The organism is Veillonella sp. AS16 (genome assembly GCF_000517785.1).
GTDB lineage: Bacteria > Bacillota > Negativicutes > Veillonellales > Veillonellaceae > Veillonella > Veillonella denticariosi.
Genome location: NZ_AZYX01000018.1, coordinates 53,692 through 79,284, shown reverse-complemented (window position 1 = coordinate 79,284; position 25,593 = coordinate 53,692). Strand labels below are relative to the sequence as shown.

Annotated in this window: 21 protein-coding genes; all 21 read left to right on the top strand. The window is 43.7% G+C overall.

Translation table 11 applies throughout. The features are described 5' to 3' along the window. The 21 genes from HMPREF1521_RS05840 to HMPREF1521_RS05740 all read left to right on the top strand — a co-directional run bounded on the left by HMPREF1521_RS05840 (position 1) and on the right by HMPREF1521_RS05740 (position 25,593). On the top strand, positions 1-759 hold the full coding sequence (locus HMPREF1521_RS05840; protein WP_038117046.1) for an ABC transporter ATP-binding protein: 759 nt from the start codon (positions 1-3) through the stop codon (positions 757-759). After that, complete coding sequence (locus tag HMPREF1521_RS05835; protein ID WP_038117044.1) at positions 759-2,018, top strand: MlaD family protein; 1,260 nt, start codon at positions 759-761, stop codon at positions 2,016-2,018. The genes HMPREF1521_RS05840 and HMPREF1521_RS05835 overlap by 1 nt, the downstream gene beginning before the upstream one ends. Before the next feature lie 23 nt (positions 2,019-2,041). After that, positions 2,042-3,502, top strand: coding sequence for a TolC family protein (locus HMPREF1521_RS05830; RefSeq protein WP_038117042.1), 1,461 nt, complete (start codon positions 2,042-2,044; stop codon positions 3,500-3,502). A 224-nt stretch (positions 3,503-3,726) separates the two neighbouring features. Beyond that, on the top strand, positions 3,727-8,019 hold the full coding sequence (locus HMPREF1521_RS05825) for a translocation/assembly module TamB domain-containing protein (RefSeq protein WP_038117040.1): 4,293 nt from the start codon (positions 3,727-3,729) through the stop codon (positions 8,017-8,019). 180 nt (positions 8,020-8,199) lie between these two features. Then, a complete protein-coding gene (locus tag HMPREF1521_RS05820; RefSeq protein ID WP_038117038.1) occupies positions 8,200-10,374 on the top strand; it encodes a BamA/TamA family outer membrane protein in 2,175 nt (724 codons plus the stop codon). Positions 10,375-10,480: 106 nt separating this feature from the next. Beyond that, positions 10,481-10,969 (top strand): OmpH family outer membrane protein, encoded by a 489-nt coding sequence (locus HMPREF1521_RS05815; protein ID WP_038117036.1) that lies wholly within the window; start codon positions 10,481-10,483, stop codon positions 10,967-10,969. Between the two features lie 28 nt (positions 10,970-10,997). Further along, complete coding sequence (locus HMPREF1521_RS05810) at positions 10,998-11,969, top strand: hypothetical protein (protein WP_038117034.1); 972 nt, start codon at positions 10,998-11,000, stop codon at positions 11,967-11,969. Positions 11,970-11,979: 10 nt separating this feature from the next. Then, entirely contained in the window at positions 11,980-12,522 is a 543-nt protein-coding gene (locus HMPREF1521_RS05805; RefSeq protein WP_038117031.1) for an OmpH family outer membrane protein, read from the top strand. 28 nt (positions 12,523-12,550) lie between these two features. Next, positions 12,551-13,582, top strand: a complete 1,032-nt coding sequence (lpxD, locus tag HMPREF1521_RS05800; RefSeq protein ID WP_038117029.1) for a UDP-3-O-(3-hydroxymyristoyl)glucosamine N-acyltransferase — start codon at positions 12,551-12,553, stop codon at positions 13,580-13,582. A 6-nt stretch (positions 13,583-13,588) separates the two neighbouring features. Beyond that, a complete protein-coding gene (locus HMPREF1521_RS05795; RefSeq protein ID WP_038117027.1) occupies positions 13,589-14,491 on the top strand; it encodes a lysophospholipid acyltransferase family protein in 903 nt (300 codons plus the stop codon). Between the two features lie 90 nt (positions 14,492-14,581). After that, positions 14,582-15,421, top strand: a complete 840-nt coding sequence (lpxC, locus tag HMPREF1521_RS05790) for a UDP-3-O-acyl-N-acetylglucosamine deacetylase (RefSeq protein ID WP_038117025.1) — start codon at positions 14,582-14,584, stop codon at positions 15,419-15,421. Then, entirely contained in the window at positions 15,418-15,843 is a 426-nt protein-coding gene (gene fabZ, locus HMPREF1521_RS05785; protein ID WP_038117023.1) for a 3-hydroxyacyl-ACP dehydratase FabZ, read from the top strand. Before lpxC ends, fabZ begins: the two co-directional genes overlap by 4 nt. Positions 15,844-15,863: 20 nt before the next feature. Further along, complete coding sequence (gene lpxA / locus HMPREF1521_RS05780) at positions 15,864-16,676, top strand: acyl-ACP--UDP-N-acetylglucosamine O-acyltransferase (protein ID WP_084214635.1); 813 nt, start codon at positions 15,864-15,866, stop codon at positions 16,674-16,676. A gap of 199 nt (positions 16,677-16,875) precedes the next feature. After that, positions 16,876-17,715, top strand: coding sequence for an LpxI family protein (locus tag HMPREF1521_RS05775; protein ID WP_038117021.1), 840 nt, complete (start codon positions 16,876-16,878; stop codon positions 17,713-17,715). Continuing rightward, the gene (gene lpxB, locus HMPREF1521_RS05770; protein ID WP_038117018.1) at positions 17,712-18,854 is read left to right on the top strand and encodes a lipid-A-disaccharide synthase; all 1,143 of its coding nucleotides are present in this window, start codon (positions 17,712-17,714) and stop codon (positions 18,852-18,854) included. Before HMPREF1521_RS05775 ends, lpxB begins: the two co-directional genes overlap by 4 nt. Further along, positions 18,847-20,577 (top strand): ABC transporter ATP-binding protein, encoded by a 1,731-nt coding sequence (locus tag HMPREF1521_RS05765; RefSeq protein WP_038117016.1) that lies wholly within the window; start codon positions 18,847-18,849, stop codon positions 20,575-20,577. The genes lpxB and HMPREF1521_RS05765 overlap by 8 nt, the downstream gene beginning before the upstream one ends. A gap of 2 nt (positions 20,578-20,579) precedes the next feature. After that, positions 20,580-21,884: a 3-deoxy-D-manno-octulosonic acid transferase gene (locus HMPREF1521_RS05760; protein ID WP_038117011.1), complete on the top strand. Its 1,305-nt coding sequence runs from the start codon at positions 20,580-20,582 to the stop codon at positions 21,882-21,884. A gap of 18 nt (positions 21,885-21,902) precedes the next feature. Beyond that, complete coding sequence (gene lpxK / locus HMPREF1521_RS05755; protein ID WP_038117009.1) at positions 21,903-23,015, top strand: tetraacyldisaccharide 4'-kinase; 1,113 nt, start codon at positions 21,903-21,905, stop codon at positions 23,013-23,015. A gap of 44 nt (positions 23,016-23,059) precedes the next feature. Continuing rightward, positions 23,060-23,791, top strand: a complete 732-nt coding sequence (kdsB, locus tag HMPREF1521_RS05750; RefSeq protein ID WP_038117007.1) for a 3-deoxy-manno-octulosonate cytidylyltransferase — start codon at positions 23,060-23,062, stop codon at positions 23,789-23,791. Beyond that, complete coding sequence (gene kdsA / locus HMPREF1521_RS05745) at positions 23,792-24,610, top strand: 3-deoxy-8-phosphooctulonate synthase (RefSeq protein WP_038117004.1); 819 nt, start codon at positions 23,792-23,794, stop codon at positions 24,608-24,610. Between the two features lie 11 nt (positions 24,611-24,621). Next, complete coding sequence (locus tag HMPREF1521_RS05740; protein WP_038117003.1) at positions 24,622-25,593, top strand: SIS domain-containing protein; 972 nt, start codon at positions 24,622-24,624, stop codon at positions 25,591-25,593.

Sequence of the window (25,593 nt, the reverse complement as noted above, 5' to 3'; positions counted from 1 at the left end):
ATGATTGAATTACGTAATGTTGTAGTCGCCTATGATACACGGGTGATTTTGGATTCCATAAATTTGACTATCTTGGATGGGGAAACATTGGTCATTCTAGGTGGCAGCGGCAGTGGTAAAAGTACGATGCTGAGACTCCTGATTGGCCTACAGAAACCTACATCGGGTCAAATTATTGTAGACGGCACGGATATTACAACGTTATCCGAAGAAGAATTTAATACGGTACGCAGAAAGATGGGCATGGTATTTCAATATTCCGCACTTTTCGACTCTATGTCGGTTGGTGAGAATGTAGCGTTCGGACTGCGGCAGCATACGCATTTACCGGAGGAAGATATACGGCGGATAGTGTCGGAACGTCTTGACTGGGTAGGCTTAAAGGGGTATGAAAAGTATATGCCGAATGAATTGTCCGGCGGTATGAAAAAACGGGTCAGCCTGGCTCGCGCTATCGCCTTGGATCCGAAATTGATTCTCTATGATGAACCGTCATCAGGGCTGGATCCCATTACATCAGGGACAATCAGTATGTTAATTAAAGGGATGCAGGAACGATTGGGGTGTACTTCGGTAGTGGTGACGCATGATATGAATGCGGCTTTCTATGTGGCAAATCGCATAGCACTATTGGATAAGGGGAAATTTGTGGAGATTTCTGATACAATAGACTTTAAGAATTCTTCAAATCAAAAAGTACAACAGTTTATTCATGGCGAAGCAGAACCGATTCATGTGTCTGCGATGGGAGATTTATAATGAAGTGGACGACGGAGGCGAAAGTTGGGGCTTTCACAATCATAGGGATTGCATTATTTATTGCAGGAATCCTTTTTGTGGGGCGTATCGATATATGGGCGAAGCCGCAGATGACCATTACCGGTGATTTTGAGCAGGTTAACGGTTTAAAAAACGGTAATCAGGTTAAATATTCGGGCGTTACCATCGGTACCGTTTCAGATATTGAAATTACACCGCGCGGTGTCGTGGTAAAAATGAAAATTGATGAATCCACACAGATTCCGAGTGATTCAACCTTCAGCTTGGGGGCGGATGGCTTCCTGGGGGATAAATATATTCAGATCTCTCCGGGCACATCCAAGGTGTATTTACAAAATGGCGATACCGTTCGCGGGGAAGGTAGCGATGCTGTAGATAAGGCTATGCGAAGTGCTCAGAAATTGATGGACGGTACAGAAAAGATGTTGCAGTCTATCAACAATATTATCGGCGACCCGGCGACGCAAGGTGCATTAAAACATTCTTTGCAGTCGACAGCGGTTATGGCGGATAATGCAGTAGCTATCACGCAGAATATGGCGGATGCTACGGCTCAGCTTAATGCAGCGGCGCAGCAGTTTAATTCGGATGGCAATGCAGGTAATGATATGCGTGCCATTTTGACGAATTTAAAACAGACTACAGAACGTGTGGATCGTATGGCTCGTTCCATGGAATCCACCGTGACGGACCCGAAGGCGCAAGAGAATATTCGGGAAACATTGCATAATACGGCTCAGATTTCGGCTCGTGTCAATAAATTGATGGGCGGAAAGCCATATCAATCTGAAGCATCCGTTAATGACACGGAAGGTGTTGAGGTTGAAAAAAAGCATTCCACTAAGATTGAGCCATCCATAGATGCGTTATATAATACAAATGACAATGAATTCCGCATCAACGGTCGAATTCGCGCTTTCAATGATAAAGGCATGGCCGAGTTTGGGCTATCCAATATCGGAGACGGCACGAAATTCGATCTGAATGCAGGTAAATTCATCAATTCTAAATGGTTGGTACGAGGTGGTATTTTTGAAAGTGAACTCGGACTCGGTGTAGATTATAATTTGCGCGGTCCGGTATCCTTGTCCGCAGCCATGTATGATTTAAATCATCGAAAATACCGTATTCGTAGTGATATACGTTTACATAAAGATACATACGGTGTCATTCAGATGACCCGACCGTTCGGCTCTACGAACGGGGGTACCTATTTCGGTATTAAACAAGTATTCTAGCTAATACATTGGAGGTACATATTATGAATAATAAGGCTCTTTCCTTAGCCGTATTACTTTCTTTGGTTACAACAGGGGCATTTGCTGCTGATGTGGTTACAACATCTGTAAATAACGGCGACCAATTGAGTAAATATCAAAAAGAAGCAATCCAATTGACACAACAACAATTGGCTCAGAAGTCGGCTCAAGACAGTAAGACCTTTGAAAATTCATTGGCTCTAAATGAAGCGCGCACTGTTGATTTAGCATTGGCTAATAACCGTACGGCTAAACAGTCCATGTGGGGTTATAAGGCGGCTAAATCCAATGTCAGCCAGGTAGCGGCAGGTAAAAATCCTACGGTTTCTTATGGCTGGAGTGCACAGAAGGCCGGCGGTGATGCAGGCAGCAGTAAGACCGGGAATCATAACTTCTCCATTTCTGCACCTGTATTCAGTCCCGAACTTGATGCGAACATTGACTCCGCCCGTTATGCCCGCGAAGGATCCGGCGCAAGCTACGAAGAAGCATTACAACAGGCAAAATACGATGCCATCAGTGGATACTATACATTGATTATGAATCGTAATTTGGTAGACGTAGCTCAACAATCCGTAAAGGATTATCAAGGTCATGTTGATAATGTACAGGCACAATATAAAGTAGGCATAGTAGCAAGCTCCGACGTATTGGCTGCCAATACAAATCTGGCTGATTCTCAAACCAGTCTTGTGAAAGCACAGAACAAAGCCAACTTGTCCGAAGCACAACTCAACAATGTTATCGGATATCCGGTACAGACACATATTGATACGGCGGAGCACGATTTACAATATAAACCGTACAATGTCACATTGGAGCAGGCAAAAGCATATGCTATGCTACATCGTTCCTCACTTGTTAAGTCCGCATTGGATGTAAAATCTGCGGAAGAATCGGTTCGGGCGGCAAAGGCCGGGTATATGCCTACCGTTTCTGTGAGTGCAGGTCGTGGATATGGTGATACGGACGGTTACTTCGGTACGAGCAATAAATCCTGGACTGTTGGGGCTAAGGCATCATGGAATATCTGGGATGGCGGTGTTACGCAGAACAGCGTAAATAAGGCTAAATCTCAGTTAGAACAAGCTAAAGAGGCTAATTTGGCCGCAGTTGACTCGGTTCTCCTAGCAGTACAAGAGGCATACTTGAATTTACGCTCCGCAGAGCAAACAATTCAAAGTACGCAAACTGCGGTGGCACAAGGTACAGAAAACTTCCGTATCGCTAGATTGCGTTACAGTGCAGGTGTGGGTACAAACCTTGATGTATTGGATGCGGAAACTAAATTGACTGAGGCCCGTAATAACTATGTACAAGCATTGTATAACTACAATGTAAGTATTGCTGCATTAGAACATCTTACCGGGGTGCCTTTGGATACGCCTGTCGGTCAAGGTGCGGATGTTATTGCCGGTAGTGGTGCTGTTGAACAATTGGCGCAGTTAAGCGGTAATCAATAATTACAGAACATAATCTTAATCAAAAAAGGCGACTGGTGTCGCCTTTTTTATGCGTATTAATTGTTGAAACATATTTTTAACATTTCCGGATACGCTTTTTGAGCGGCAGAAAAAAGTTCATTAGTTTTATAAAATTTATTTTAAAAATCTGTAGTTATTGCTATGATTATGGTAAGATTAGTATATATTTACAGTTTATTCATAATCGATGTGGGAGCAGCATCATGACGCGAAAAAAATGTTGCCTCATAGGGGCGGCTATTCTTGGATTATCATGCGGTATAGGGGCCAGCATTAATCCTATCGCTCAAACCTATGTGGCGCCGATGGTTAAGGAACAAGTGAATACAGCCATCAATGGATCTGTTGATTATGATTCTCTCCGTATTAATTGGAATGGCGATATAATTCTTACAGATGTGGTGATTCATGATACAGAGGGGCATCTCGTAGGAACCGCACCTGAAATAGCGGTGGGTGTAAAGCTATCGTCTCTACCGGGTCTCATCAGTGGAAATAGATCGGGGGCAGATGCCATTTCATCGGTCTCTGTTGAACGGCCTGATTTACACATTTGGCAATTGGCAGACGGGTCCTGGAGTGTAACGAAGCTTATTAAACCTTCAGATCCTAATGAGAAAAAATCGTTTGAAGGGGATATCAATGTGGATGAGGGTACAGTTGCTTTGCGTATGCAAGATGGTACCAGGCATGTTGTAAATAACTTGAACGGATCTGTAGCACTCGATACAAATTCACTGTCCAAAGGGGCTTTCACAGGGAGTCTTGACGGATCGGCCGTTCAGATTAACGGATCTGTCGATATGAATGATTTCACCAATTTTGAGTTTTATGCACAATCGGATTCCGTTGATGTGTCGGGACTCATGAATTTCGTTCCTTTAGGAAATGATATATCCGTTAAAAAAGGTACGCTACAGGATTTACATGTAAATGTGAAATGTGAAGACGGCAAATATATTATGTCCGGCAATGTGAAATTCAAGGGGCTGGAAGGGACTTATAAACGAGGAAATACGATATACACCATTACCGATGGTAACGGTCGTATTATGCTGAACCATAATCAGATCGTCATTGCTCAAAGCTCCTGGCGTGTTAATGATCAGGTTGCCAAGGTGAACGGACTTATTACATTGGGGGATAATGAGGAATATTTAAATCTTAATGTCGTTGCTGATAAGGTTGATGTAGCTACGCTTACAGATTCCGGTATTACGGGAACTGTAGGCGGACGTGTCCATATCGGCGGTACGACGGTGTCTCCTTATGTATCCGCAACGGTGGCAAGCAGCGGTTTATCGTATGGCGATTATCATGTGGATCGTGCTCAAGGTGATATCGTATATGACAATGGCCGTGTTAAAGTATCCGATATAACGTTGTTCGCCGGTACAGGTAATGCAAAGGTTAACGGGCAGTATATGATTGATGACGGTTCCTTCACCGCCGATATAAAGGCTCATGCATTACCGCTGGATGCTTTCACCCAAAATATGAATCATCCGATAGGGGGATCTGTTGACGGGGACATACGTCTAGTCGGTAAAAATAATGCCTTAACGGATCTTGTGGGGCATGTGGAAGGTCAACAGATTTCGATGCGCGGTATCGTACTGGATTCTGTGAAAGCGGACTTGTCTCAAACGGGTGATAAAACTAATGTTGTCGCCGTAGGTAAGATGGGCGACGGTACGCTGAGCGGTTACGGATATATAGAAAACGGTCAGGTGCAGGCGACTGTTTCCGGTAATGCTCTGCCGTTGACGTCTTTGAGCTCGATAATCGGAGCAGCGGATGTGGACGGTACATTGTCCACGTCGATTAATGTGCAGGGCGATTTGAATAATCCGCATGTAACAGGTAATATATGGGGACAGGAAGTCCATTACAAAGGTTCCCGATATAATGATATTCACAGTGATTTGGAGTTGAATAATCATGTGTTAACTCTAAAAAATGGTCATATCGGTGATGGAAACGGAGGTTTTGATGTATCCGGTCAATATCATCTCGATACGGATGCCATTGATATCACGGCTGTTGCAAGGGCGGTACGCATTGAAAATGCAATTCGTCCATTTACGGATTTACCGATAACCGGCTGGTTTGAGTCTGATAATCATATTACAGGCACTATGGCGAACCCTATTGTTGAAGGTCGTGCACATTTATGGGACGGTTCGGCTTACGGTAAGCTAGTGACAAATGCCTTTGTTAAGTATAGCTATGCGAACGATAGTTTGCGATTATATCGGTTCGATGTGGAAGGATATGGTGCAACAATTACCGGTGGCGGTACTGTAGCGAAGGATGCTATTGATATAAGCTTTGAAGGTAACAATATCGATATGGGCCGATTGCTCATCAATAGCGATATAGATATACAAGGACTCGTATCCGGACGCGGAACTGTTCGTGGATCAATGGATAATCCTCAACTCAATGCCTATGTGGAGTCGAATGCGTTGGTTCTTAATGGGGAGGCGTTATCGGATATTCACGGTCAACTTTATGCGGACAAATCGGTTGTGAATTTGCAAAATTTTACTTTTGCGGAGAATACCGGCGGTCGTTATGTAGCGAGCGGAGGCATGCGACTTGACGGTACTAAGTCTTTGTTCGGAGCATTGAATGTAGAAAATGGCGGTGTTAATAATTTATTGACATTGTTGGATAAGAAAAATGAGCATCTTGACGGAAGACTTAATGGTTCCGTTGAACTGGGGGGGACTTATGATAACCCTAGCGTTCATGTACAAGGTACGATTGATGATGTAAGTATTGATAAAACCGTCGTAGGTGATGCGTCGATTGATGCGAGTCTGGCAAATCGGAAGTTTGACGTTAAGACCCTTAAATTGCCTGTTAATGATGGCCTCATTGCGATGGGCGGCACTATGGATCTGGATGGAATCGCCAATATGCAGGTTGCCTTAAAAAATGTCGATATCAAACCATTTTTGCCGTTGATCGGTAAGGACATCAATGCGACCGGTAATGTAACGGGCGTATTAAATATGACAGGGGAAACAAAAAATCCGAAGGTGGAATTGTCAGCTGCTATTGAAGACGGTTCGTACAACGGTATAGCGATTGACCAGGGGTTTGCTCTTGCCACCATGCAGGATGGCGTTATTCAGATTCAGCGTATTCAGGGGACTAAAGGCGGTTATAAACTTGCGGCTTACGGAAAAATTCCGTTGGCTGCCCTTTATACATCCGGTCATTTAGCGGCGGATGATAAAAAGGCCATGGATGTGACGATTGATTTTAATGAAGCCGATATGGCGGTTATTCCTCTCGTTACAAAGAGTGTGAAAGAGGCCACCGGCGCATTGAAGGGAACCGTACATATTACGGGTACCGTAGATCAGCCGGAAGCATATGGCGCCGTATCTGTACGTAACGGTTCGATGAAGTTGGCCGCAGTCAACAACGAGATTACAGATATCAATGGCGATTTAATTTTCTCCGGACAACAGGGCGATTTACAAGCTCGAATCACCATGGGGAAAGGCTCTGCCGGTTTGGCGGCCAAGGTGAACTGGAACGGTCATAGCCTTACAAACTATCGTGCGGCGGTTCAATTGGACGGTCTCGATGTGCGCAGTGAATATGTAAAAGGACCTTTAAACGGGGAATTATATATTGCGGATAAGGACGGTTTACCTACCTTGATGGGACACCTGGATTTGGAAAAGGTTCAATTTAAAATTCCACTCTCCTTTGAATCCAGCAGCAGTACTGATGATTTGGGCGTAGATGTTACTGTTCATGCCGGTAAGGGTGTACGGCTTTATGACCGGACTCTATATGATATGTTTATAACCGGTGATGTTCACTTCGGAGGCTCTTTGTTGAATCCGATGGCGAGCGGTCAATTCGATGTGAAGTCGGGAACATTTAAATATCTAAGCCATACCTTTAATATTACAAAAGGTAACGCACATTTCGTCGGCGGATCTTATTTACCGATGCTACAATTGGAAGCTGAAACCAATGTAAGTAACTATAATATTATGCTCGGGGTGAAAGGAACTGTGGATCATATGGATCTTTCCTTAACATCTAACCCTGGATTATCACAAAAACAAATTATTTCGATGCTTACATTTGGTCGTGGTGCGGATAGTAATAGCAGTACGCTTACCAATGATGATGTAAATGCGGTTGCTACAGCAGGACTGCAGATGTTTGCGTTCGGTTATGTACAGGATGCATTGCAGAATACATTTGGACTAGACCGGATTAATATTACGACGGGCTCCATTGATCCTGATGAGCCGACGAATAAGGCGACTGCGGGTAATTATAATATTGAAATCGGTAAGTACGTATTACCGAAGGTTATGTTGACCTATTCGCAGGGGATCAATAATAAACAAAATAAATATGGTATAGAGTATTCCGTTCGTCGGAATATCAAATTTACCGGATGGCGTACATCACAAGGTAATAATTATATAGGTGGACGCTGGACAAGAAGCTTTTAACAAGGTATGACTACAATGTGCAAACCCTATAGATATGCATATTGTAGTCATATTAATTTCATAAAATATGTTTATAGTAGTACTCATTCCTGGCATTATATGCTATAATAATAAAGATTTAATACTCTTTTAAATAAAGATTTAATTTTCTTTATAAGGGATGAATTCTAGGAGGAATTTATGTTAAAACCAAAAGCCTACAAAAGTATGCTTGCAGCATCCGTGTTGACTGCTGTCGTGGGAACTGGCAGTGTTTTTGCTGCAGAGGTACAAGCTGGCTATACTCCAGATTTGAATAGCACTACAACAACTAGTGCGGCTACAACAGAGGATACATCGACTACACAGGCGGTGTTTAATTCTGGTGCGGCGACTGGAACAACTCAAGATGAAACTGATGCGGCTATTTTAGCGGCTCGTGGGGATACTACCGTATCCAGTGACGGAACCGTAGTACAAGGTTCTGACGGGACTGTGACTGTTAATAATGCCGTTTTGAAAACAGATGACAAACAAGTAAAAATGGTGTCGAAAACTACAGGTGGTACTGATCTTGATAAAGCCGCTGAAAACGGTCAAACTCAAGCTGTTACAACTGTAGAGGCTCAATATGTGACGTCCGCTAATGCTGAAATCGTGAATCCTTATGTAGGTAAAACCATTACGGGCTTATCTATTTCCGGTGTTACAGCAGAGCAGCAAACACAATTATTGCCTATTCTAAGTCAGAAAGTGGGCGATGCTGTATCTGTTGACGGCGTTTTTAAGGACGTTCAAAATCTTGGTAATACAGGCTATTTTTCTGAAGTAAATCCTATATTCACTTCCGTGCCGGAAGGCGTTAAAGTTGATTACGCCGTAACGGTAAATCCGATTACAAATGGTGTTGTATTTGAAGGTAATACCGTTTATTCGTCTGAAGTGTTGACGAAGTTTATGGATATTCAACCGGGCCAAGTACTCAACTCCGTCTACGTAGGTCAGAAGGTACAAGGCATCAATGCTGCTTATGCTCGTGACGGTTATATGTTGGCTCACGTTGACGGCATCCGTGTGGATGACCAGGGCATATTGCATATTCATATCGTGGAAGGCATGGTTGAAGACATTATTCCTGCCGGCAATAAGAAGACCCGTAATAAGGTTATTACACGTGAATTCGTTCAAAAAACGGGTAAACCGTTCAATAAATTCCTTGTGCGCCGTTCCGTAGAACGCGTATATAATTTGGGTTTCTTCGATGATGTAAACGTTCGTATGTTGCCTGGTGAACAAGATCCTAATAATGTTATCATCGAAATCGATGTACTGGAACATAAAACAGGTACGGTTACGTTAGGGGCCGGCTATTCCAAATCTGACGGCCTTGTAGGTATCGTTGAGTTCGGTGAAGATAACTTCCGTGGTACCGGTGATAAGTTCAAGGTACACTGGGAAATCGGCGGTAAGAAGAAATATAAAAACTACCAGATTTCCTACTTGAAACCTTGGATTGACAGCAAGGGTACATCCCTTGGCTTCTCCTTCTTCAACCGTGAAGATGAGTACACTGACTACAATGAAGATGGTAACGAAGTAGCGGAATACAACAAGAAATCTCGTGGTTTCAATATTTCCTTCGGCCGTCAGACCGGCGAATATACACGTGATTACTTGACATTAGAATCCCGTAAGGATACTTACAAATGGGATAGCGATGAAAGTTCCGGCTATCGCTATGACCGTGATGCCGGTGCAGGTCCTAACGGGGCTTGGAATAACGGCAATTATAACTTTGCATCCGATAACTATGTGGCTAATAACTTCGGTCGTATTAACTCTGCTACATGGCAAAAGGTATATGACTCCCGTGATAATATTTATGAACCGACTCGCGGTCGTCGTATCTCCTATACTGCACAATGGGCGGGTCATGGTTTAGGCGGTGACTTTGATTTCTATAAATTCACGGCTGAAACTCGTATGTACAAAAAATTAGGCGCTAAGAATGTATTGGCATTCCGTGCCCGTGCCGGATTTATTCAGGGCGATGCACCATATAGCCAATTGTTTACTTTGGGCGGTGCCGATTCCTTGCGCGGTTATGAAGATGATCAATTCCGCGGTAAGAAAATGTACAATGCTACATTGGAATTCCGATTCCCTATAGTTAAAAAGGTTAGCGGCGTATTGTTCGCCGATATCGGTGATGCATGGGATGCACCTAATGTTACTTGGTATAACAGTAAGAAGAACTTTAACTATGGTGTTGGTGCCGGTGTTCGCATTACAACTCCTATCGGTCCTGTTAAACTTGACTACGGTGTTGGTAAGCATAAAAATAAATTCCATTTCAGCTTCGGTACACAATTCTAATATTGAAAATGTATATGGTGAAAGTCTCTTTTATAAGAGGCTTTCACCAATATCTCTATATGGCATCCTTTGATGCGGTAATTAACAGAAATGAGGGCATTTCATTATGATGCGAATGATGAACAACAAGACGAATGTAAAAATATTTTCTATCGTCATTGCTGCTATTTTTATTATAGGTATCGGTGCGTTGGCATATACGCAGATGGCGTCGCCGACAAGTAACGGCGGATCCAGTACAGTAGGGGTTATCGATACGTCTCGCATGATGTCTCAGGATAATCCGATTTATGTCAATGCGGCTCAGGAATTTATGAGCTATCAAAGTCAATTACAAAAAGATGCACAAGCTAAAATTGATGCGGCACCGGATGATGCGTCAAAACAAAAAATTGCAGAAGAAATGCGCGAAAATTTAGCAAAGAAAGACCAGGAAATTGCGAAGTCCGTTCAAGACAAAGCAATGGAGGCTGCAAAAGCTGTAGGGGATGCTAAAGGCTTGAGTGTTGTTATGACTAAAGACAGTGTATTATACGGCGGTGTAGATATTACCGACCAGGTATTAAAGAAATTATCTTCAGAAGCAAAAAAATAAGCGGTAGTTCTATGTAGGGGAAACGACAATGAACGGGAATAAACGATATATCGGGTTAATCATATTTCTCGTTGCTGCACTGGGGGCTATGGTTTGGTTTTACGGCTTTGTGACGAATCGGCAACATAATTCCGATGGAATATCCATCGGTGTCGTCCGCATGGATGATGTGCTGGAATTCAATCCGTCTTATGAAGATTACAAGCAAGCCAAGCAAGAATTGGATTTGCTTAATCGACAATATCAATTGGAGCAGACGGCTTTAAATGCCAAGTCGGATGCTCAAGAGGAACAATTGAAATCGTTAGCCTTAGATTCAACTTTGTCTGATGCTCTTACGGTAGAACTGCAGACTCGTATTGCAACGAAAGAAAATGAACTCAATCAGCAACTGAATGCGAAACGCAATGAATTGACGCAGAAGTACTTATCGGAGTTAAAGGTGAGTGCCAATGCATATGACCTTGAAATCGTTAATCTTCAGCTTGATTTGTATGCTTATGATGATCGCGTATATATCGATGATGCACAGCGACAACAGGCGATGGCTGAAAAAGCTGAGAAAGAGGAACGCTTAAAAGAGTTACTGGCCAAACGTCAACCATCCAGTTCAGATGTGGACGCTATTAAAAATAAGGTTGAGGCGGAACTTGCACCATTACAAAAGAAAGGGCAGGAAGAACTCAATCAATATGCGGCGTCGTTACAACAGGAATTGGCCGCTAAGCGAGACGACATGATGCAACGACAGGCACAAGCGATTATATCCAATAATAATTTACCTGTTGCACAGGATTGGAATGATACTTGGGCTAAGAAGCTGTCTGATAAGGAAGCGGAAGTGAGTGCTCTTCATGAAGCGATATTGGAAGATGTGCGTATGCGTGTCGGAGTTATTGCGCAGGAACAGCATTTAGATTTAGTTATTATTGATGATGGTGGCAATATTAAAGGCCTGGATATTACAGATGCGGTAAAAGCATCTTATCGGGTTCAATAAGGAGTATATTATGAATAAACGTATGAAATCTTTGGTATTAGGTGTATCTTTAGTGGCGTCTATGGCCGTTATCGGCGGATGTGGGTCTAATAATATCGGTTACGTGGATAGTGTGAAAGTTGCGAACAGCACTGAAAAGGGTATCACTATTACTAAAGAAATTAATGCTAAAAAGGCAGAATTGAATGCAAAAATTGCAGCTGCTGATGAAGCATCTAAACCTCAAGTATATAAACAAGCGGAACAGGAATTGGCTACTTTCAGTACTGCAAAAGCTCAAGAATTCCGTCAATATCAGGATCAACAAATCAGTGAACTCGTAAAAGATAAAAAGCTTGACGTAATCATTGAGAAAGGTGCTGTTATTGGTGGCGGTACGGATGTAACCGATGATTTGATCAATAAAATGGGTAAGGCTACAGATGATCAAATTAAAGAGGCTGAAGCTGCAGCGCAAGCCGATGAACAACAGTCCAACCAACAAGATAATCAGCAAGATAATCAACAAGGAGCAGCTCAACCTGCCGAAGGTAGTGCGGAAGCTTCAGAATAATCTATTTTAAAAATAGGGGGAGATTACCTTGGAAAAAACCTTACAGGAACTTGCGAAATTAGTACAAGGTCGCGTTGTAGGTGATGATACGGTACACATCACGGAAACACGTAGCTTTGAGCAAGCTGCAAAACAATCTATTACCTTCGCTGTCGGAGATTATGTGGAACATATCGGACTCTGTCAAGCCGGTGCGGTCATTGTAGAGTCTGAAATACCTGATGCGCCAATGTCACAGATTGTAGTTGATAATGCGAAGTCTGCCTTTGCACAGATTCTGGAATTGTTTCATCCGCCTGTAGTGGTACCTCGTGAGGTGCATAGCACGGCGATTATAGGCAAGAATGTATCCATAGGTAAAAATGTCGCTATTGGAGCGTATTGTGTAATCAATGATAATGCCGTAATCGGTGATAATGTAACGATTCGACCATATGTATATATCGGTCATAATGTACGAATCGGTGCGGACTCCGACATTTATGCGGGTGCTATCATACATGAAAACTGTATCCTCGGTCAGCGTGTTGTATTGCGTGCGAAGGCCGTAATCGGTGGTGAAGGTTTCGGTTTTGCAACTGAAAACGGTGTACATACTCACATTCCTCAGGTAGGAAATGTCATTTTAGAGGATGATGTGGAAATCGGGTCCTGTTCGACAATCGATAATGCGACAATGGGGTCTACTCTTGTACGACGTGGTACTAAAATTGATAATTTAGTACACTTGGGACATAATGTTGAAATTGGTGAGGACTGTTTTCTTATTGCTCAGGTCGGAATTGCAGGCAGTACTAAATGCGGTAACCATGTTATCTTTGCCGGCCAAACAGGTTGTACGGGACATATTACCATTGGTGACAATGTACAATTTGCAGGGAAAACAGGTATTACCGGTAATGTACCGTCCGATTGCGTTATGGCAGGGTATCCTATGAGGCCTCACAAAGAATGGTTGAAATTAGCGGCTTATGAAAATCGCTTACCGGATATGGTGAAAACGGTAAAACAATTACAAAAGGAAATTGAAGCTTTGAAAGCACAGCTTAAGGAGAGCTAATAATCCATGTATAGGTTTATGAAAATCTTTAGTGCCTTTATTTGTATGTTGCCGAAAGGTTTACAATATGCGATTGGCACGTTGCTTGGTGAAATTGCGTGGCTGGTGGTGCCGCCTAAACGTAAGCGATTAGCTATCGGTCAGATTATGTTCTGTCATATTACAGATGATCCGAAGGAAGCACGCCGTATTGCAAAGGCGAGTACAACTCGATTCGGACGTATGATTATCGATGTAGTGCGCTATCCTGAAATCAAGGATGGTGCTTATAAAGATATGGTCGAGTTTATCAATCGTGAATACTTAGATGATGCTCTTGAAAATGGTCGCGGTGCAATTTTGGCTGCTGTTCATAGCGGTAACTGGGAATTATTAGGTGGTGTGCTCGCATCTGAAGGCTATCCCCTGATTTCCGTAGCTATGAAACAGAATGGTGATTCCGACCGGTTTATTAATGAATATCGGCGTATTATGCATCAGCATGTTACGTATAAAACCGGTGTGCGCGAAATGATAACAGAGCTGAAAAAGGGTGCTTTTCTAGGGCTGATTATGGACCAGGATCCCGGTGATGATGGTGTATTGGTACCGTTTTTCGGATATGAAACCTTAACAGCCGCTGGACCGGCCGTATTGGCTCGCATGCAGGATGTTCCTATTATTTTCGTTACCATACATTACAATCCGTATTCTGGAAAACATGAAATTGAGGTACATCCACCGATGTATGTGGAGCGTACGGATGATAAAAAACGTGATATTTCTGTTACGACAACGCGTCTGAATGAGTTTATTGAAGATTATATTCGCCGGTATCCGGAGGATTGGTTCTGGCTGCATAATCGATGGAAATGGACTCGTCGTTATTATGGTGAGCAGATTGAAACGCCACCCGATGTCTTTCAATAAATAGTCAATTTCTTGTATCACCTATGCAAATAGGGTATAATACATATTGGTGTATAGTAAATATAAATCAGAGTATGAAAGGACATTCTTATGAGTAAGCCACAACAGACGATTAAACAGGCTGTTTCATATCAAGGGATTGGCCTTCATAGCGGTGAACCGGTAACTATGGTTTTTAAACCTGCACCTGAAGATACAGGAATTGTGTTTGTACGTACGGACATTGAAGGACATCCTTCTGTGCGAGCACACATTGATAATGTGACGAACACTATGCGCGCTACTACGTTAGAGAATGGTGAAGCTAAGGTATTTACCGTTGAGCATGTATTAGCAGCGTTCAGTGCTATGAATATTGACAACTGTTATATAGAGATGGATTCTCCGGAACCTCCGGTAGGTGACGGTAGCAGTGCGGTCTTTGTCGATTTGATAGAGCGGGCGGGCCTTGATATACAGACGGCAAAACGCCGGGTATATAAGGTCAAGAAATCTCATGCCGTATATGATGAAGATCGATTTATCGTCATTCTTCCGTATGATGGATATCGTATGACATTTACTTCTATCAACAGTCATCCATTACTTGGAACCCAGCAATGTGATTTTGAGGTTACTCCGGAGTACTTCAAGGAGCACATAGGCCCGGCTCGAACTATTGGATTTATGAAGGAATTAGAACAATTACAGGCTATGGGGCTTGCTAAGGGCGGCAATTTGGATAATGCATTGGTTTATGATGATGAGAAATGCTTATCTGTCCCTCGCTTTGATGATGAACTTGTCCGCCATAAGGCGCTTGATGTTATTGGGGATTTGTTTTTATTAGGACCTATTGAAGGCCATGTAATCGCTTTAAAATCGAGTCATGAACTTAATTCGCGTTTGGCTCACAGTATAATGGAAGAAATAAGGGAGACACAGCCATGATTCTTAATCACGAAGATATTTTAGAAATTTTACCTCATCGTTATCCAATGCTCTTAGTCGATCGAATTACTGAATTGGAACCCATGAAGCGTGCTGTGGGCATTAAAAATGCCACCTTTAATGAACTTTTCTTCCAGGGGCATTTCCCCGGTAATCCTGTGATGCCTGGTGTTTTGATTACAGAAGCAATTGCCCAAGTAGGGGGCATTGCTCTTTTATACCCTGAAGAAAACCGCGGTTTGACACCGATGTTTACAGGCATTGATAAGGTTCGTTTCCGTCATCCTGTGAAACCCGGCGATCAAGTGCGCATGGAAGTTGATATCGTTAAGATAAAAGGCCGTATGGGTAAGGTGGAAGGCCGTGCCTATGTGGGGGATAAACTGTGCGCTAGCGGTGAATACATGTTTGCCCTTGTATAATAAACTGAGGAGTGATTATAGTGATAGTTGTAGGCATGGAAAATGCAGAATCCAACATCCATAGTACAGCCATAGTCCATCCAAATGCTAAATTGGGCAAAGATGTAATCGTAGGTCCTGGTGCAATCATTGGGGAACATGTCGTAATCGGCGATGGAACCAAAATTGGTGCACATGTTGTGATTGGTGGTTGGACAACCATTGGTAAGCGTTGTGAAATTTATCCGAACGCATCTATTGGGTTGGAACCGCAGGATTTAAAATTTAAAGGTGAAAAAAGCTTTTGTAATATCGGCGATGAGACGGTTATTCGCGAGTTTGTTACCATCAGTCGGGCTACCGGCGAAGGTGAAGAAACACGCGTCGGAAATAACTGCTTGCTTCAAGCCTGTACTCATGTAGCTCATAATTGTATTGTAGGCAATAATGTGATCATGAGTAACTGTGCCGGTCTTGCAGGTCACGCTATTGTTGAGGACCGCGTAGTAATCGGTGGACTTGCCGGTATTCATCAATTTGTGAAAATCGGTCGTAATGCCATGGTCGGCGGTATGGCTAAAGTGGTACAGGATATTCCTCCGTATGTTATCGCAGATGGTCAACCGGCACGCGTTATCGGACTTAATTCGGTAGGCTTATCTCGTGCAGGTATTTCCGAAGATGTACGACGTGATTTAAAACAGGCATTTCGCATCATTTATCGTTCCGGATTCAGTTTATCCAAGGCGATTGAAGAAATGGAAATGCAGCTTGATTCTTCTGTAGAAATAGAAAATTTATTACGATTTTTGCGCAATGCCGATCGTGGTATTATGCGTACTCGTCGCGATTAATAATAAGGGACCTCGTAGTATTACGGGGTCCTTTTCTATTGTGGTAAAAGCCGTGTTTTAATGGTAAAAAATGGTCATTTATAGTACAATATACTGTATATGAGTGCGTCATCGGACGGTAATTCTCGTATTGTTAAATTGTATACAACCGGTATGTAAATATAAGCTTGGACCGATAGGTCATATAGGAGGTATAGTTTTGGCAAAGGTAGGATTGATTGCGGGCATCGGTATACTGCCCGTAGAATTCATGCGTGCCGCACACCTATTAGGGCACGAAGTGGTTGTTATAGGTGTGGTACCTGATATAGACCCGGCCCTTGAACGTGAAGCCGATGCTTTTTACAGCATAGGTGTCGCAAAATTGGGGAAAATTTTCAAGACCTTAAAGAAGGAAGGCGTCGTTGAACTGACCATGTTGGGAAAAGTGACTAAGGAAATCCTCTTTAACGGTTTATCGTTCCCAGATTTAAAGACACTGGGGGTCTTGCGCCGTCTTAAAAATCGCAAAGACGATACGATTATGCTTGCCATTGTCGATGAAATTGAGCGGGAAGGATTTAAAGTTCTGGATCAGACCGTATATTTAAAGCCTTTTATGCCTAAAGTAGGGGTGCTTTCACAAACATCACCTACCGATGAACAATGGGAAGATATCTGTTTCGGATTTGAATTGGCTAAACAAATGGGCGCCCTTGATATTGGACAGACTGTCGTTGTAAAACATAAGGCGGCCATGGCGATTGAAGCTATTGAAGGCACAGATAAGTGCATTTTACGAGGCGGTGAATTAGGCAGAGGCGATGCTGTTGTCGTCAAGACGGAGAAGCCGAATCAGGATGTGCGTTTTGACGTACCTGCGGTAGGCATTAAAACGTTGATGTCCATGATAGACAGCGGATGTAAGGTACTGGCTGTAGAAGCGGAAAAAACCATTTTCGTACAACAGCAGGAAGTGCTTGATATGGCAAATCGTCATGATATTGTCATATGTGCCGTAAACGAGGATTTTGTGAATGCCAGAAAGGATGCACGATGAAAATCATGTTTTCTGCCGGAGAAGCATCCGGTGATACTCATGCTGCCAGTGTTGCTGCAGCATTGCGCGAACTGGATCCTACGGTAGAACTGTTTGGAATGGGCGGCACCTTGATGGAACGGGCCGGTGTTCGCATTGTATATGACATTAAAAATCTTGGTGTCATAGGCATTGTAGAGATTATTAAATCGTTGCCGAAGTTCTTTAAATTACGCACGTATTTAAAACGGGTCATGATGAAAGAAAAACCGGATATTCTTGTCTGTGTAGATTATCCGGGGTTTAATATGAAACTCGCTGCAGTAGCACATGAACTCGGTATTCCGGTGGTATATTATATTGCACCGACTATCTGGGCGTGGCATAGCAGCCGTGGTGATACCATTCGCAAATATGTGACAAAGGTAGCTTCGATTTTTCCGTTTGAGGCGGAGGCGTATCGGAAATATAAATGTGATGTTGAATTTGTAGGACATCCGTTATTGGATATCGTTCACCCGACCATGAACAGGGATGAAGCTTTAGTATATTTTGATGCCCGAAAAGAGGCTAAAAAAATATTACTTATGCCCGGCAGTCGTAAACAGGAAGTCATGTCGTTACTTGATACGATGTTAAAGAGCGCCGAGATATTGATGGAATCTCATGATGATATACAATTCTTTTTGCCACGAGCTCATACTATTGATCACAGCGAACTGCAATCGTTTATTGATTCCCATAATGTGCCGGTAACGATCACGGAGGATCATACCTACGACTTGATGCAGATCTGTGATGCCTGCCTCGCCGCTTCAGGGACCGCGACACTTGAAACGGCTATGATGGAATTGCCTACCGTCTTACTGTATCGCGTATCACCGATTACGTATGGTATCGGTAAAATGGTGGTTAATGTATCCCACGTGGGCTTGCCGAATATTATCGCCGGCAAAGAAGTGATACCGGAACTTTTACAAGATGAGGTAAATCCGAAACGCATCGTAGCGGCCATAGCGCCGTTAATCGATGATGAGTCGGCAAATGCGGCTATGCGCACGGAGTTGCGCGAAGTACGACATACATTAGGTGAACCGGGGGCGGTAAAACGCGTAGCGCACCTCGTATATGACCTAGCTAAGGAGAAGTGTAATGAATAGTTATTCCAGGCTCTTATATTTTGTAAAGCCTTATTATAAGCGCATGATATTTGCCGTATTCTGTATGATTGTAGCGGCAGCCGCGTATTTGGTCGTGCCATGGCTCATCAAAAATGTGGTGGATCAAGTTTTACAAGATAAAAATATGTTTATGCTGAACCTGATTGTAGGGGCGATTATTCTTATCTTCTTAATTCGAGGCTTCGCCACGTATGGCCAGACCTATAATATGTCCTATATCGGTCAACGCGTTATCATCGATGTGCGTGAAGCGATTTTTAATCATCTTCAACGCTTGAGTTTATCTTATTTTGATCGCCGTAAGACGGGCGTTATCATGAGTAATCTCACCAACGACGTGGCGGCCTTACAAACGGCGGTGGTGGATAATCTCATATCCTTCATAACCGAGTCCGTAACGCTCATCGGTTCTCTCGTATCGATGTTGCTTATTGACTGGAAGTTGACGTTAGTTACCTTTATCACTGTGCCTGTTGTATTATTGATTATCAACGTGTTCGGTAAGAAATTGCGCCTCGCCGGTCACGATGTGCAGGGGCGTATCGCTGATATTACGGCGCTTTTACAAGAGGTTATCAGCGCGGTACGGGTTGTTAAATCCTTTGCTCGCGAAGATTTTGAGCGAAACCGTTTTGAAACGGAAAATGCCCGTAACTTTAAGGCCGTTATTAAGGCTACGAAACTGACCAGCTTATTGAGCCCTATGGTCGAGTTTTCTGCGGCTATTGCCGTGGCGGTTATCCTATGGTATGGCGGTTATTCCGTTGTAACCGGTACGATTACGGCCGGATCTCTTATCGCATTTTTAATTTATGCTATCAACCTGTCGAATCCGGTAAAGCGTCTGAGTCAAGTCTACGGTAATATTCAAAAGGCTTTGGCCGCAGCGGATCGCGTTTTTGAAATTTTGGATACTAAAACTGATGTTATCGAGAAACCCGATGCAGTTGTATTACCGGCTATTACCGGCGATGTGGAATTTAATGATGTATCTTTTTCCTATGATGGTGAAAAACCGGCATTGGAACATTTTACTCTATCTGTTAAGGCCGGTGAAAGTGTGGCGCTCGTTGGTCCGTCCGGTGCGGGTAAGACGACATTGGCAAATTTACTGCCTCGTTTTTATGATGTCACCGACGGTTCCATTACTATCGACGGATATAATGTGAAGGATGTAACCTTTAAGTCCTTGCGCGAACAAATCGGTTTAGTTCCGCAGGAAACCGTACTATTTAATGCTACGATTCGTGAAAATATACTTTACGGACGCCTTGATGCGACGGATGAAGAAATATACGAAGCGGCAAAGGCGGCTAATGTATTGGAATTTGTCGATAAACTGCCGGACGGACTCGATACCATCGTGGGTGAGCGAGGCAGTTCCCTATCAGGCGGTCAACGTCAACGGGTGGCTATTGCTCGTGCGATTTTAAAGGATCCACGCATTTTGATTCTCGATGAAGCTACGTCAGCTCTGGATACGGAAAGTGAAAAACTCGTTCAGGAGGCGCTTGATCGTCTCATGAAGGGACGTACCGCATTTGTCATCGCACATCGATTGAGTACCGTTCAAAATGCAAATCAAATTGTTGTACTTAACCATGGTCGCCTGGTAGAGCAGGGGTCTCACCAGGAGCTGTTAGCTATTGAAGACGGGTTGTACAATCATCTTTACTCTGTTCAATTCTCCAATAAAGGATAACCATGTACTGGATATACAACGTATTGCTCATATTCTATTGGATAGGCCTGATACCGGTCATTTTGTACCGGCTCGCTTTTGAAGACGGATTTTATGAGCGCATTAAACAGAGTGCGGGCTATATGCCTGCATCATTATTAAAAAAAATAGAAGGACGCCGTGCGATTTGGATTCACGCCGCATCTGTCGGTGAAATCGTGGCTACCAGTCCGCTGGTAAAAGAAGTGAAAAAAGAGTTCCCTGAGGCTGTCGTTGTTGTTTCCGTAGTTACCGCTACGGGCCATGCGATGGCACACCGTATTATTCCGGAAGCGGAAGGGATTATCTTTTTCCCCCTTGATCTGCCATATTTGACCCGTAAGATTTTACATATTATCAAACCTATTACGATTTTATTGGTGGAAACCGAAATCTGGCCGAACTTTTTACGAATCGCTCAATCTGAAAACATCCCTGTTATGATGGTCAACGGACGTATCTCGGATCGCAGCATGAAGAGATATCGTTATATCAGTGCTTTCACACGGGAAATGTTGCGGTCTATCGAACGATTCTGCATGCAATCCAAGTTTGATGCGGCGTATATTGCACGACTTGGCGCTAATAAAGCGGATATTACCGTGACGGGCAATATGAAGTATGATCAGACATACGCCACTGTATTCAGTGAAGAGAAGCAGCAACTGCTCGATGAATTCGGATTTGGAAATAATCACCCGATCATCGTCGTGGGTAGTACCCATAAGGGTGAAGAGGAGGCTATTTTTGAAACCTTTACACAGGTCTTGCAGGAGTACCCTCAAGCGCGTTTATTGATTGCACCGCGTGAAATTTATCGTGGTCATGATGTACAAAACCTTGCGAAACGATATGAACTGAATGCCATTTGTCGCAGTGATATGACTGAGCCCGTACACGAAGGTATTCCCGTGGTTGTTCTCGACACGATCGGTGAACTCGGGCGTCTTTACAGTTTAGGGGATATTATATTTGTGGGTGGCTCGCTGGTACGAACCGGCGGACATAATATATTGGAACCGGCTGCTCACGGTAAGCCTATTCTGGTAGGTCCTCATATGTTCAACTTTAAAGAAATCTTTTCGCTTCTTAATTCGCGAGGGGCTTGTGAACAGGTAAAAAACGGCAAAGAATTGACCGAGATGGTCTTGCGTCTTTGCAAGGACAAAGCCTTGGCCGAAGAGATGGGTGAACATTGCCTGGAAATTATCAGGGAAAATCGAGGAGCTACACGACGTAATACTCAAGAGTTGCGCCAGTTATTTGAAGCACATCATATCATTCCGTAATAGGAAGGAGAGACTCTTATGAGTGGGGAAGAATTATTCAAATCCATTGTCAGTGGTGAAAATAAGTCCATACTGGGCGATATGGCTCGATCCGGCCTTGCATTTCTCAGCAAGGGATATGAACAGGCCGTATCAATCCGCAATGCTCGTTTCGATGAAGGAAAGGGCGTTAATAAGGTGACTGTGCCTGTCATCAGCGTCGGTAATATCACGGCCGGCGGTACCGGCAAGACTCCGATGGTGCGATTTATTTGTGATGTACTCACTCACAAAGGATTTCATCCTACTGTGTTGAGCCGCGGTTATCGGGCGGAGGATAATAAAAAGAATATTATTATCTCCCGAGACGGTACCATGCTGGTGGAGCCGACCATAAGCGGTGATGAAGCCTGGTTATTGGCAAAGGTGTTGTCGAAATCTAACGTTATTATCGGCAGGGATCGTACTCAATCGGCAATTATTGCCATTGATAAGCTCGGCGCGGATTGTCTGGTTATGGATGACGGCTTTCAGCATAGGGGGCTGGCTCGAGACATCGATATTGTCCTTGTCGATGCATCCAATCCGTTCGGTTATGAGCATGTACTGCCGCGAGGTTTACTACGTGAACCGTTAAGCGGGTTACAGCGGGCCGATATCATTGTCCTCACGAAGGTTGATCAGGTGGCACCGGGAATCGTATCGAGCATACGGAAACGGTTGGCTCAAATGCTGCCACAGACACCGATTTATGAAACGACCCACAAACCGCAGGCCTTATATACTTTAGATGAATGGGCCGTCGGTGCAAAGGGGTCTCCCGTGGGAACTCACAAAGAAAAGAGGATTATGGCTGTCAGCGGCATCGGAAATCCGCAGTCTTTTACCCGAACCTTAGTTGATGTGGGCTATAATGTAGTTCATACATTGGCGTTTGGGGATCATCATGAGTTTACCAATGACGATGTAGTGGAGATTTGGAAACAGGCCTTTGCACATCAGGCGGACATGATCTGCATTACGGAAAAGGATGCGGTGAAGTTAAGTCAGTTGCATGCAATTGAAGATTTGAAAATACCGATTCTGGTGCTATCTATCGGCATTGAATTTGTGGCCGGAAAACAGGAATTCATAGAAAATTTAGAGATTTAGTGTATAATAATAAGATGTATAAATGACAAAAAGGAGGGCTTATTGTGCAATTCGGATGTATAATTCCGGCCCGTTACGGGTCTACACGATTGCCTGGTAAACCTTTGGCTGATATTGCCGGTAAACCGATGATTCAAAGGGTTTATGAACGCGTGTCACAAGCGACAAAAACAATGTATACTATTGTGGCTACCGATGATGAACGGGTATTCAAGACCGTACAAGGTTTTGGCGGTACCGTAATGATGACAAATCCGAATCATCCGACGGGGACAGATCGTCTTGCGGAGGTAGCGGCTCAATATACTGATTTAGATGTGATAATCAATGTACAAGGTGATGAACCGATGATTGATTTCACACTCATCGATGATTTGGCGCGACTTTTTGAGGATGATCCGAATTTGCAGATGGCCACCGTTGCAACGCCTCTTTTAGAGGAGGAATATGATGAGCCGTCCGCGGTAAAGGTCGTTCTTAATAACCGAAATGATGCGATGTACTTTTCCAGATCCCTGATCCCATATCCTCGACAGGATTTTGTGAAAGCACCGCTTAAACATATCGGCATTTATGCATATCGCAGAGACTTTCTGTTAAATTACGCTAATATGGAGCCGACAGCGGCGGAACAGACCGAATCGCTGGAGCAATTACGGGCTCTTGAAAATGGATATACTATTCGCGTTATTCTTACGGATAAGCGATTTATCGGTGTAGACACACCGGAAGACTTGGCTCGCGTAAATGCCATTTACGCGCAAGAGGAGAGATAAATGAAAACAGTTCAAATTAATCATATTACCGTCGGGGGAGGCAAGGGCTTATTTGTTCTTGCCGGACCTTGTGTGATTGAGGATTATGATCGCACGTTGGCCATCGGTAAACGGGCTAAAGAAATTTGTGAGCGCGTAGGTGTTCCTTACATATTTAAGGCTTCCTTTGATAAGGCTAACCGCTCCAGCTTTAATTCCTTCCGCGGCCCCGGTTTGGAGGAAGGCCTCAAGATACTGGCTTCTATAAAAAAAGAACTCAACGTGCCTGTAGTCAGTGATATCCACTCTATTGAGCAGATCGAACCGGCTGCTGAGGTATTGGATATTTTGCAAATCCCTGCATTCCTGTGCCGCCAGACAGATCTCGTATATGGTGCGGCAAAAACGGGTAAATGCGTGAATGTAAAAAAAGGCCAGTTTATGGCTCCTAAGGACATGGAAAATGTTCTTAATAAGATGAAAGAAACAGGAAACGAAAACCTGATGCTGACGGAACGGGGATTCAGCTTCGGGTATAATAATCTCGTTGTGGATATGCGTTCGTTTCCGATCATGCGTTCTTTTGGCTATCCGGTAATCTTTGATGCAACGCATAGTGTACAGTTGCCGGGCGGTGCGGGTACTAAATCCAGCGGTAATCGTGAATTTGTACCTAACTTGGCACGTGCTGCCGTAGCTAGCGGTGTGGACGGGCTTTTCTTTGAAGTACATGATAATCCTGAGGAAGCATTGTCCGATGGACCTAATATGTTGTATTTAGACCAATTTGAAGCATTGCTTCGCGATTTAGTAGCTATTGATAAAATCGTTAAAGGTTAGGGGCGGTATTGGTGACTATTTTAGAACAGGCGGCACAGGTACTTCACGAAGAGGCTCGTGCTATTGAACAACTGAGTTCTCGTTTGGATCATAATTTTGTTAATGCTGTAAATATGATTTTGGCTTGTAAGGGGCGTGTTGTGTGCACCGGGATGGGTAAATCCGGTCACATAGGGCGCAAAATAGCGGCCACCTTGGCGAGTACAGGGACTCCGGCTCTCTTTATGCATCCCGGCGAAGGCGTGCATGGAGACCTCGGTATGATTACTGAGGATGACGTAGTATTGGCCTTTTCCAATAGCGGGGAAACAGGTGAAATTATCAGTATTTTACCGTCCTTACGTCGCATTGGTGCCAAGCTGATCTGTGTAGTAGGCAATCCGAACTCCACATTAGCTAAGAATTCCGATATCGTTTTATTGGCTGAAGTGGAACGTGAAGCGTGTCCCTTAGGGTTGGCACCTACCACGAGTACGACGGTGGCACTTGCTTTAGGCGATGCACTGGCCGTGTGCTTATTGGAACGTCATCATTTTACACCGGAAAACTTCGCCATATTCCATCCGGGCGGTTCTTTAGGTCGTAAACTATTGTTGACCGTGGAGAACATTATGCATGGAGGTGCGGACAATCCGATTGTTCATAAAGGCGCTTCTGTTCGAGATGCATTATTTGTAATGACTGAAAAGGGCTTAGGCGCTACAAATATCGTGGATGAAGAAGGATATCTCATCGGTCTCGTTACAGATGGCGATGTACGTCGTGGCCTTGACTCGGGCAGTAATTTCCTCGAGTGGCCGGTGGAAGACATGATGACGACGATGCCTCGCACGATTACAAAGGATAAATTAGCTGCCGAGGCGCTTCATTTAATGGAAAAGAATCAACCTCGACCTATTACGGTGTTACCGGTAGTAGATGCGGATAATAAATGCCTCGGCATTGTTCATATTACGGATTTGTTGCGTAGAGGCATTGTATAA